Source organism: Arenimonas sp. (assembly GCF_022842045.1).
In the GTDB taxonomy this organism is placed as follows: Bacteria; Pseudomonadota; Gammaproteobacteria; order Xanthomonadales; family Xanthomonadaceae; genus Arenimonas.
The window spans coordinates 1-10,540 of the sequence record NZ_JALHQI010000081.1 but is presented as its reverse complement, the minus strand read 5'-3'; the positions used below and the strand labels follow the sequence as shown (position 1 = coordinate 10,540).

General features: G+C 71.3%; 8 protein-coding genes. 2 read left to right on the top strand and 6 right to left on the bottom strand.

Going from position 1 to position 10,540, the window contains the following annotated elements:
- Positions 1-59: 59 nt before the first annotated feature.
- The gene (locus tag Q0C12_RS13290) at positions 60-1,085 is read right to left on the bottom strand and encodes a hypothetical protein (protein WP_290890971.1); all 1,026 of its coding nucleotides are present in this window, start codon (positions 1,083-1,085) and stop codon (positions 60-62) included.
- A 228-nt stretch (positions 1,086-1,313) separates the two neighbouring features.
- Here Q0C12_RS13290 and Q0C12_RS13285 point away from each other — a divergent pair, with 228 nt between their 5' ends.
- Complete coding sequence (locus Q0C12_RS13285; protein WP_290890969.1) at positions 1,314-1,838, top strand: hypothetical protein; 525 nt, start codon at positions 1,314-1,316, stop codon at positions 1,836-1,838.
- A gap of 74 nt (positions 1,839-1,912) precedes the next feature.
- Here the strand turns inward: Q0C12_RS13285 and Q0C12_RS13280 are convergent, their stop codons facing one another.
- The 3 genes from Q0C12_RS13280 to Q0C12_RS13270 all read right to left on the bottom strand — a co-directional run bounded on the left by Q0C12_RS13280 (position 1,913) and on the right by Q0C12_RS13270 (position 4,473).
- Positions 1,913-2,614 (bottom strand): rhodanese-like domain-containing protein, encoded by a 702-nt coding sequence (locus Q0C12_RS13280; RefSeq protein ID WP_290890968.1) that lies wholly within the window; start codon positions 2,612-2,614, stop codon positions 1,913-1,915.
- Positions 2,611-3,849: a hypothetical protein gene (locus Q0C12_RS13275; protein WP_290890966.1), complete on the bottom strand. Its 1,239-nt coding sequence runs from the start codon at positions 3,847-3,849 to the stop codon at positions 2,611-2,613. Before Q0C12_RS13275 ends, Q0C12_RS13280 begins: the two co-directional genes overlap by 4 nt.
- Positions 3,850-3,915: 66 nt before the next feature.
- Positions 3,916-4,473 carry a sigma-70 family RNA polymerase sigma factor gene (locus Q0C12_RS13270; RefSeq protein ID WP_290890964.1) on the bottom strand — a complete coding sequence of 186 codons (558 nt, stop codon included), beginning with the start codon at positions 4,471-4,473 and terminating at the stop codon, positions 3,916-3,918.
- 93 nt (positions 4,474-4,566) lie between these two features.
- Between Q0C12_RS13270 and Q0C12_RS13265 the strand changes: the two genes are divergently transcribed.
- The gene (locus tag Q0C12_RS13265) at positions 4,567-6,960 is read left to right on the top strand and encodes a serine/threonine-protein kinase (protein ID WP_290890962.1); all 2,394 of its coding nucleotides are present in this window, start codon (positions 4,567-4,569) and stop codon (positions 6,958-6,960) included.
- An 18-nt stretch (positions 6,961-6,978) separates the two neighbouring features.
- Here the strand turns inward: Q0C12_RS13265 and Q0C12_RS13260 are convergent, their stop codons facing one another.
- The gene (locus Q0C12_RS13260) at positions 6,979-10,032 is read right to left on the bottom strand and encodes an efflux RND transporter permease subunit (RefSeq protein ID WP_290890960.1); all 3,054 of its coding nucleotides are present in this window, start codon (positions 10,030-10,032) and stop codon (positions 6,979-6,981) included.
- Positions 10,033-10,037: 5 nt separating this feature from the next.
- A partial coding sequence (locus tag Q0C12_RS13255; RefSeq protein WP_290890958.1) for an efflux RND transporter periplasmic adaptor subunit occupies positions 10,038-10,540 on the bottom strand: 503 nt, incomplete at its 5' end.

Here is a 10,540-nt window from a genome sequence, read left to right as displayed (position 1 = left end):
GCCCGCCGCCCGCCCGCCGGCCGGCCGCCGGCCGGCCGCCGGCCGGGCGGCGACGGTCTTCACCGCCCGGGTACGCGACAGCAAACGTTGCCGCCGAATGTCGTCTGATTCGAGCCCGTGGTGTTCTGCCACGAGCAGAAGGTGGGGCTGCCGGGCGAGTTGGCGTTGTATCCGCTGCCCTGTGCGTACACGCCTGACGCCGCCGTCCAGCAATAAGGCGTCGTCGCGCGATAGCCGGCCGGGCAGGCCGGGTTGTTGAAGAAGTTGACGGTGTTCGCCGCGATCGAGAAAGAGGCGACGCTCGTGGATACGCAATCGAGGTTGGTGGCCGCCGGGTTGATGAAGTAGCCGACGATGTCCGCGACCAGGTGCGTCTGCGCGAAGGTGTACACCGACATCTCGCTCGCCGCCGCCCCCTGGTCCAGCTTGACCACCGAGAGATTGCCCCGGATGTCACCCGCGACATAGTTGACCGTCGCCGCCAGCGGCTGGCTTGCCTGGAAGGGGTACGCGGTGATGTAGCCGGCCGTGCTGGGGGTGACGACGATGAAATTGATCATGGCGGCGGCGAACGAGCCAGCGGCACCGACGTTGCAGTTGGTCGCGGCGCCGCCCTGGAACGCGTAATCGGTGACGTCGGTGATGTCGAAGTCGCGCGTGCTGTTGGCCGGGATCACGCCGCCGGCGACCCGGGTGTCGATGATGCGGCAAGGCGTGACGGGCACGAACACCAGGTCGGTGGCGGCGTCACCCAGCGCGTCCGGCGTCGGATTGGCCGCCATGGCCTGGTTGTATTCCAGCGTCGTGGGCTGGCGGGAGAGCAGGCGTTCGCTCATCTCGTCGAAGGTGCGGGCCTGTGCCGCCGCCGAAAGGGCCGCAAGGTCGGCCCCGGCGAAGGTGGAGGCCATCTGGCCCGCCCAGTCCATGGGTTCGACGCCATAGACCTCCTGCACGTGCGGCGCCCATTTCCTGACGATCTCGTAGACCTGTTGTCCGCGCGGTGTCTTCGCCGTCGGCGCGGCGGCCTGCGCGGCGCCGGCCGCCAGCAGCAGGCCAACCGTGATTGCAGTGAACTTCTTCCCCATGGCACGCGTCTCCTGTTCGTAGGGTGACCTGCTGAGCCCCGGGCGGGGCGATGCGCCGGCGGGCCTGGATCGCGTCGCTGGCGCGCCCATGGTCGATCTCCCCCGGGGCGTCCGCAACCCCGGCGCCCGGGGGTGGCGGCACTTGCTCCGCGAGTCAGCCGCGGTATCCTCGGGCTTCCAGGGGCCTGGCGTCGGCCACGTCGTGCCCCGTCACCAGGAGATCCCGCCATGAAGCTCCGCACCCTGTTCCTGTCCTGCCTGCTGGCCCTGCCCCTGGCCGCACAGGCGCGCATCGCCGAAGAGACCGAAACCGCCTCGATTGCCCAGCGTGCCGACGCCGAGGCCAGGAAGATCACCGACGCCGAGGCCTTCATCGACGAAATCGACGACACCATCGCCATGGCGCGCGACGGCACCTACGGCCGCCTCAAGAAGGGCTCGCTGGCCCAGGCCGAGAGCGCGCGCAACAAGATCGCCCGCCTGCTCGAGGGCCACGAGAACGCGATGGAACTGCAGCCCGAGGAACGCATCGAGCTCTACAACGCGCAGGAAACCATCGTCGCCATGGTCCGCAACGACGACAAGGGCCGCATGGTCTGCAAGAAGGAGATCCGCCTCGGCTCGCGCATGCCGACCACCGAGTGCCTGACCGTCGCCCAGCGCGAGGAAAAGGCCCGCAGCGCCCGCGCCGGCACCAACGACACCATGCGCACCGTTTGCATTCCGGGCGAGGGCAATCCCTGCGTGCGTTGAGCCGCCGCACCTGCTGAACCACAGGCCGCCGCTCCGGCGGGGCCGTCCTTCCAGGGCCCGGCAGGGCGGTGCGATCAACCGCCCGGCATGCCGCCGCTGGCCAGCGGCAGGCCGGCCTTTTGCCAGGCCTCGATGCCGCCGCGGTACCAGAGCACGTTGGTGTAGCCCAGCCGCGTCGCGCGCAGGGCGGCGTTGTAGCTCATCCAGCACTGGACGGACTGGCAGTAGAAGACCATCGGCCGGTCCTTCCGCCCTTGGGTGACCTGCTGCAGGTACTGGCCGAATTCGCGCTGCACCCCGTCGTCGAAACTGCCTCCCTGGGAGGCCGGCACCACCGGCAGTGCGTTGGGCAGTCGCTGCGGCCCGCCGAGCACGTCGAACACCAGGGTGCCGCTGGCCGGGTCGCGCAGCAGTTGCGCCAGTTCCGCCGTGGTCACCAACCGGCCGCCCGGCAGTTGGTTCGGCGTCGGCCCGTGCAGGCCTCCGGACTTGAGCGAGGTCGTCGCCGCCACGCCCATGTCCTGGCGCTCGGCCTGCGCCTGCCGGGCCAGCGCGTCGTCCGCCGGCGCTGCCGGTGTGAACGACGTGCCCGGCGCGGTACCCGCGGGTGCCGCGGGCGGCGCATAGGGTTGCGGCTGCGGTTGCCGCGGCTGCGGCTGTTGCTGCGGCGGCGTACCGCCGAAGCTGTCCTGCGCGGCGCCGGGCGCGGCCATCGCCAGGCCGGCCAGGGCCAGGGCGATGCAACGCGAGACGGAAAGTGCGGGCCGGGTCTTCATTCGATGCGGTCCATGGCCTCGGCGTCGACGCCAAGGTCCGTCGAAGGGTTGAGGTTGGGGTCGTTGCTCTGCAGGTAGGTCCCGTCCTGCGTGCGCCAGGCGTGGTCGTAGCGGTTGTCGAGCTGCACTTCGTTGCCGCTGACGGGGTCGGCGTAGCGGTCGACGTTGTTGATGCCGTCGATGGTGCGCCGGTGCATCGCATCGCTGCTGTCGTTTCTGCGCTCCCAGCCGGCCTGCTGGATGTCGGCGACGGTGCGCTGGGTGTCGGCGATGATCGCGCCGCGCTCGCGCTGCCCCTGCAGTCCCTGCGCGGCGAGCTGCTGGTTGTGCCGGTCCATCCGCGCCTGCCACTGCGGGTCCGGCTGCACCGATCGGGCGAAGTGGGTGAGCAGGTCGAGGTCGAGCTGGCCCGCCGGCGCCCGCGTCGCGACCGGCGAGCCGGCCAGCCCGCCCAGGAACCGGCGCACTTCGCCGGGCATCACGCCCGCCATCGTCGTTTCGTTGAACAGCACCACGGCGGCGACCGCCTCGCGCGTTTCGCCGCCCGGGCCGGCGTAGGCGATCAGCAGTTCACCGCCTTCCTTCCAGTAGCGGGTCTGGCCGTCGGAGGCCGGCGGCGGCGACACCACCAGGTCATTGCGCGCGCGGTAGTCGAGCAGCCGGGCGCCGGGCCGGTTCCGCTGGACCCAGGACTGCAGGTAGGCGCGCACGTCGGTGATCGGCCAGCGCGGGCATCGGCCGCCGGGCAGGTCCATGCCCAGGTTGTCCCAGGTCCAGGCTTCGGCCGGCAGCAGCGCGATGGCACGCTGGCCATCCGGCGATTGCGCATGCCACTGGTAGCTGGGGCTGGCGCCGCACGGTGCCTGGGCGTTCCAGACCACGCCGCCGCTGGCCTGCCACCCGGCGGGAACCTCGACCCAGAGGGCCGGCATGGGCTTCTCGAAGCCGGACGGGTCGACCACCGGCAGGCGCTGGAAGCCCGCGTCGGAAGCCGCGGCGGGTGCCGGTGCCGGGGTGCTTCCGGCAACCATCGCGGCCGGTGCCATCGCGGTCGCCGTTGGCGGCGCATACGGATCCGGCGGTGCCGATTGGGCTTGGCCTTCGGCGCTGGCTTGCCCGCCTTGCGCGGGCCCGGCCGGGGCCTGGCCTTCCGGCGCAGGTCCGCGGCTGCAGGCCGCCAGCCCGGTGGCCAGCAGGCAGATGATCGGGAGACGTCGGAGCGGGGACGTGCGCATGGTGGACCCTCCTGTTTCAGGAGTAGGCGCAGTGCGGGGCCGGATCGGCTCACCGCCCTCGCCGGATCAGTCGTCGGCCGACAGCGCGTCGAACAGCCAGGCCCGCGTGGCCTGCCAGTGCCGCTTCACGGTGGCGGGCGAGGTGCCCAGGGCCTCGGCCGTTTCCTCGATGCCCAACCCACCGAAATAGCGCAGCTCCACCAGCCGGGCCTTGTCGGGGTCGATCTGGGCCAGTCGCGTCAGGGCCTCGTCCAAGGCCACCACGTCCAGGTCGCGCCGGTCGTCCGGCAGGTCCAGGCCGGTGAGCGTGACGCGCTGGCCGCCGTCGCGCTTGGCGGCGTTGCGGCGCCGGGCGTGGTCGACGAGGATCTCGCGCATCACCCGCGCCGCCATCCGCACGAAGTGCGCGCGGTCCTGCCAGCCGATGCGGTCCAGGCCGGACAGCCGGAGGTAGGCTTCGTTCACCAGGGCGGTGGGCTGCAGCGTGTGGTCGCCGCGTTCGCCCCGGAGCTGGCGGTCGGCCAGGGCGTGCAGTTCCGGGTAGACGATGGCCACCAGCCGGTCGCGGGCGTCGGGGTCGCCGCCGCGCCATGCCGCCAACAGGGAAGTGACGTCTCCGGCCATGGCCGCGAGTCTAGCAGCGCGCCGGCTGAGCCGATCCGCGCCCTGCCTGCGCCTTCTGCTAGTGTCCGGCCGGTGGGCGGCCAGGGGAGAGGCATGAAGACGTCGCTTGAGATCCAGGTGCTGCAGCTGTTCGAGCAGGCATTGGAACAGCCGGTGGACCAGCGCGAGGCCTGGCTGGAGGCGCAGCCGGTTTCGCCCGCCGTCGCCGAACGCGCCCGGCGCCTGCTGCGCGCCGAGCAGGCCGCGGGCGACTTCATGGAGGCCACCGCGGTCGCGCCGGAAGCGGTTCCCCCGGAGTTCCCCAAGGTCGGCGAACGGCTGGGCAACTACGAGCTGCTCAAGCCGCTGGAAGCCGGCGGCATGGGGGTCGTCTACCTCGGCCGGCGCGCCGACGATGTCTACGACCAGCAGGTGGCGATCAAGCTGGTGCGGCCGGTGCACCTGCTGGCCGCCGCGGAGTTCCGGCGCAAGCTGATCACCCGCTTCGAGGACGAGCGCTCGATCCTGGCGCGCATGAGCCACCCCAACGTCGCCCGCATCCTCGACGGTGGCAGCACCGCGGGCGGCATTCCCTACCTGGTCATGGAGTACGTCGACGGCGTTTCGCTCACCGACTACTGCAAGGCGAACGCGCTGGACGTGCCGGCCCGGCTGCGCTTGTTCTGCAAGGTTTGCGACGGCGTGCAGGAAGCACACCGGCACCTGATCGTGCACCGCGACCTCAAGCCCGACAACATCCTGGTCGGCGCCAACGGCGAACCGCGGCTGCTGGATTTCGGCATCGCCAAGATCCTGGAGCAGGAGCCGCGCCCGGCGGACGGCAACACCTCGCTGACCGCGATGACGCCCGCCTATGCCAGCCCCGAGCAGGTGCGCCAGGAGGCGCTCACCACCAGTTCCGATGTCTATTCGCTCGGCGTGGTGCTGTACCAGCTGATCGCCGGCGTCCGCCCCTACGAGTTGGGTGGCCTGCGGCCTGGCGAAGCCGAGCACGTGGTCTGCGACACCTTGCCCGAGCCGATGCGCAAGATGCTGGACAAGGCGGCGCTGCCGGACGAAGAACGCAGGCGGCGGCGCGCGCAGATCGGCCAGGACGTCGAGCGCATCGTCGCCAAGGCGATGCACAAGGAAGCCGGCCGGCGCTACGGTTCCGCGCAGGAGCTGGCCGATGACATCCGGCGCTACCTGTCGGGGCAGCCGGTGCAGGCGCACCCGGACTCCGCGGGTTACCGCCTGGGCAAGTTCCTGCGGCGCCACAAGGTGGGCGCCGCGCTGGGCTCCACGGCGCTGGTGGCGGTGCTGGTGGCCAGTGGCATCGCCGCCTGGCAGGCGCGCGAGGCAACGCGCGCGGCCGAGGACACCCAGGCCGTAAACGCGTTCCTGCTGGACGTGCTCGGCAGCTCCGATCCCTACAACGCCGGCACCGAGATCACCCTGAGCCAGGCCGTGGACCAGGCGTCCGCCCAGGTGGGCGAGCGCTTCGCCGGTCGTCCCGACCTGTCGTCGCGCATCCGCTTCTCGCTCGGCTACAGCATGCTCAGCCGCTATCGCCTGGACCTCGCGGAACGCGAACTGCTGCTGGCGCTGGACGAGTCGCGGCGGGCCTTCGGCGACGACGCCGTGGAGACCCAGCGCGTGCGCGAGGCCGTGGCCCAGCTGCGCAAGGACCAGCAGCGCACCGAGGAGGCGGAGACCTTGCTGAAAGAGGTGATCGGCGGCCTGGAGCGTGCCGGGCAGCAAGCCGACCCGCTTTACTTCGTGACGGTGAACAACCTGGGCCAGCTCTACCTCGACGCCGAGGACTACCCGCGCGCGCGCGAACAATTCGAACGCGCCAGGGCGCTGCTGGACGCGGGTGCGCGGGTGCCCGACCAGCCCTCGGCGCCAGCGCTGCTCACCGGCAACCTGGCCTACGTGGCGCACGGCCTGGGCGAACTGGAGGCCTCCGATGGCCTCTACCGCGAAGCGCGCACGCAGATGCAGGCGGTATTCCCGGACGGTGGCCCGGAGCTGGCCGTGCTGGTCAACAACCACGCCTACGTGCTGGACGACCTGGGCCGCAAGGACGAAGCCTACGCGATGAAGAAGGAGTCGCTGGCCATGCGCCGCGCGGCCTTCAAGGGCGACCACCCGATGATCGTGGGGTCCGCCTACAGCCTGGCCATGGACGCGCTGCGCCGGGAGGAGTTCGCCTATGCCGAATCGCTGGCGCGCGACGCGGCGGCCATGGCCGACCGCCTGGGCGCCGTGGAGATGGGGATCATGGCGCGCGTGGCCCTGGCCGGCACGATGATCCAGACCCGTGACTTCACGGCCGCGGGTGAACACGCGGCCCAGGCCCGCGAGCGCCTGGCCTCGCTGCCGGCGCCCGAGGCCTATCTGGTGGCCAACGTGGACAAGGTGATCAGCGAGCTCTGCAAGCGGCCGCGGACGCCCGCCGTGGCCGCCTGCGCGGGCATCGAACCCACCGAGCCGGCCCTTCCCTGACCGGGCCGGCCCGGCGCGTCAGGCGCCGGCGCGCCGGCGCGTGAAGCGCCGCGTGAACGTCTCCATCGCCGCGAACGCTGCCGGGATCACCACCAGGCTCAGCAGGGTCGAGGTGATCAGGCCGCCGATCACGGCCACCGCCATCGGCTGGCGGAAGGACGCATCGGCGCCCAGGCCCAGGGCGATCGGCAGCATGCCGGCGGTCATCGCGATGGTGGTCATGATCACCGGGCGCGCGCGCTTGCGGCAGGCGTCCACCAGCGCGTCGTGCATGTCCATGCCCTTCTCGTCCTCGGCGATCACGGCGTAGTCCACCAGCAGGATCGAGTTCTTGGTGGCGATGCCGATCAGCATCAGCAAGCCGATCAGCGCCGGCAGCGACAGCAGGGTGCCGGTGAGCAGCATCAGCCCGAAGGCGCCGCCGGCCGACAGCGGCACCGCCATCAGGATGATCAGCGGGTGGCTGGCGTGGTTGAACAGCAGCAACAGCACCGCGTACACGCAGAACAGGCCGGCCGCCATTGCCAGCGCGAAGCCGACGAACAGTTCGACGAAGATCTCCGAATCGCCGGTGTTCTGCACCTGCACGCCGGGCGGAAGCCGCTGCAGCGACGGCAGCTGCTCCACCTCGGCCATCACTTCGCCCAGCGGGCGGCCGTTGAGCTCGGCGGTGAAGGTGATGTTGCGCTGGCGGCCGAAGCGGTTGACCTGCGAAGGCCCGGTGCCGGTGCGGATCTCGGCCACGGCCGACAGCGGCACCGTGCCGCCCTTGGCGCTGGGCACGCGCAGCAGCGACAGCAGCGCTTCGTCCGACAGGTTTTCCTCGGCCAGGCGCACGCGGATCGGCACCTGGCGGTCGGGCAGGTTGAGCTTGGCCAGGCGCTGGCGGAAGTCGCCGCTGGTGGCGATGCGCGCCGCTTCGGCGATGTCCACCGTGGACACGCCCAGATCGGCGGCGCGCCGTGCGTCGGGCACGATCACCAGCTCGGGGCGCAGCAGCGAGGCGGTGGAGCTGACCGTGCCCAGGCCGGGCAGCGAGCGCAGGTCGCGCTCGAACTCGCCGGCCGCCTGGTAGAGCCGCACCGGGTCGTCGCCGCTGAGCACCAGCATCAGCTGCTCGCCGGGCTCGCTGCTGAGGAAGCGCTGGCGCACGCCGGGCAGCTGCTCCAGGCGCTTGCGCACTTCGCGCTCGAGCTCCTTCTGCGTGCGCTCGCGCTCGCCCTCGGGGCCCCAGTCGAGCACCATCGTCACCTTGCGCACTTCGCTGATGCCGTTGACCGCCGGGTCGCCCAGGTCGAGCACGCCGCCGACGGTGGCGTAGGCCTGGCGCAGCTCGGGCAGGTCGCTGATCAGGGCGCGGGCGCGTTCGCTCATCGCCGCGGTCTGGTCCAGGCGCGCGCCGGGCGGCAGCTCCAGGCTGAGGTTGCTGCGGCCGAGGTCGGAGCCCGGGATGAAGGTCGCCGGTATCAGCGGCACCAGCGCCAGCGAGCCGATGAACATCGCCAGCGCCAGCGCCAGCGTGGTGAAGCGGTTGGCCAACGCCCATTCCACCAGGCGCAGGTAGCGCGTCATCAGCGCCGATTCCTTCTCGACGTGCGGCTTGGGCTTGAGCTGGTAGGCCGCCATCATCGGCGTCAGCAGCCGCGCGACCATCAGCGAGAAGATCACGGCGGTGGCCGCCGTCCAGCCGAACTCCAGGAAGAACTTGCCGGCGATGCCGGGCATGAAGGCCACCGGGATGAACACCGCCGCCAGCGTGGCCGAGGTCGCGATCACGGCCAGGCCGATCTCGTCGGCGGCCTCGGTGGCGGCGACCTTGGGTGGCTTGCCCATCGCCAGGTGGCGGTCGATGTTCTCGACCTCGACGATGGCATCGTCCACCAGGATGCCCACCACCACCGCCAGCGCCAGCAGCGTGATCATGTTCAGGCTGAAGCCCAGGATCCAGATCACGCCGAAGGTCGGGATGATCGACAGCGGCAGCGCCAGCGCCGAAATCCACGTCGCGCGCCAGTCGCGCAGGAACCACCACACCACCAGCACGGCCAGCGCCGCGCCCTCCCACAGCATGGCCATGGAAGAGCTGAAGGACGCGCGGATCTCGTCGATGGCGGTGCTGACGAGCTTGAACTCGATCCGCGGGTTCGCCGCCTTGAGCTCGGCGATGGCCTTCTCGATGCCTTCGCCCACCGCGATCTCGCTCGAACCGCGGGTGCGGCTGATGCCGAAGCTCACCACCGGTTCGCCGTCGATCATCGCCAGCTGGCGGCGCTCGGCTTGGCCGTCGGTGATCGTCGCCAGCGCCGACAGCGGCAGCTGGGTGCCGTCGGACAGCACGATCGGGAACTGCTCGAGCGTCTGCGCGCTGTCCACCGTGCCGACCGCGCGGATGGCCTGCTCGCTGCTGCCCTGGGTGGCGCGGCCGCCGGAGCGTTCGAGCTGCGAGCGCGCCAGCTGCGCCGACACGTCGCCGGCGGTGAGGCCGTAAGCGGCCAGCACGCCGGGGCGCAGGTCCACCTGGACCTCGCGGGTGATGCCGCCGCTGCGCACGACGGCGCCCACGCCCTGCACGGAGAACAGTTTCTTGGTGACTTCGTTGTCGACGAACCAGCTCAGCTCGTCTTCACCCAGGCTGTCGGACGAGACCGCGTAGGTGACGAGCGTGCCGCCCACCACTTCAATCTTGGCGACCACCGGCTCCTCGATGTCGCCCGGCAGGTCGCCGCGGATGCGGGTGACGGCGTCGCGCACTTCGTCCAGCGCCTCGTCCAGCGGCTTGCCGATGCGGAACTCGACGAAGGTGGTCGAGGCGCCCTCGGTGACGGTGCTGATGAGCTTGTTGATGCCCGGCAGGCTGGCCACCGAGTCCTCGACCTTGCGGGTCACTTCGGTTTCGAGCTGGCTGGGCGTGGCGCCCGGCAGCGCCACGGTGACGGTGACCCCCGGGTAGGAAACGTCGGGGAAGCGCGACACCGCCAGCTGCCGGAAGCCGAACAGGCCGACCAGCGTGAGCAGGATGAAAAGCAGGATGGCCGGCAGCGGCCGGTTGATGGACCACGCGGAGAAGTTCATCCGGCTCAGCCTTCCGTGGCCGCGACCACGCGCACGCGGTCGCCGTCGGCGAGGAAGCCGGCGCCTTCGACCACGACCTGTTCGTCGCCCTGCAGGCCTTCGCGGACCTGCACCACGCCGCCGTCGCGCACGCCCAGCTCGACGCGGCGCTGGGTGACGATGTCGCCCTCGCCCAGCACGAACACGTAGCGATAGCCGTCGCGCTCGACGATGGCCTGGTCGGGCACCGTCCGCGCCGGCAGGTCGCCCAGCACCAGGTCGCCCGGCGCGTACATGCCGGCCCGCAGCGCGCCCGGCATCGGCAGGTCGGCGTAGACCAGGCCGGTGCGGCTGCGCGCGTCGAGCGCGGGTGACACCGCGCGCACCGTGCCGGCCACTTCGGCGCCGTCGGGGCCGCGCAGCGCCACCGTGACGCCCGGCGTGACCCGGATCAGGTCGCGCTCGGGCAATTCGGCGCGCCACTCCAGGCGGCCGTCGCGGATCAGGGTCAGCAGCTCGGCGCCGGCAG

What these genes read in the sequence shown, in the direction of transcription:
- Q0C12_RS13280 (WP_290890968.1), bottom strand. Translation starts at nt 2,614, where the DNA reads ATGAAGACCCGGCCCGCACTTTCCGTCTCGCGTTGCATCGCCCTGGCC.
- Q0C12_RS13285 (WP_290890969.1), top strand. Translation starts at nt 1,314, where the DNA reads ATGAAGCTCCGCACCCTGTTCCTGTCCTGCCTGCTGGCCCTGCCCCTG.
- Q0C12_RS13270 (WP_290890964.1), bottom strand. Translation starts at nt 4,473, where the DNA reads ATGGCCGGAGACGTCACTTCCCTGTTGGCGGCATGGCGCGGCGGCGAC.
- Q0C12_RS13265 (WP_290890962.1), top strand. Translation starts at nt 4,567, where the DNA reads ATGAAGACGTCGCTTGAGATCCAGGTGCTGCAGCTGTTCGAGCAGGCA.
- Q0C12_RS13290 (WP_290890971.1), bottom strand. Translation starts at nt 1,085, where the DNA reads ATGGGGAAGAAGTTCACTGCAATCACGGTTGGCCTGCTGCTGGCGGCC.
- Q0C12_RS13275 (WP_290890966.1), bottom strand. Translation starts at nt 3,849, where the DNA reads ATGCGCACGTCCCCGCTCCGACGTCTCCCGATCATCTGCCTGCTGGCC.
- Q0C12_RS13260 (WP_290890960.1), bottom strand. Translation starts at nt 10,032, where the DNA reads ATGAACTTCTCCGCGTGGTCCATCAACCGGCCGCTGCCGGCCATCCTG.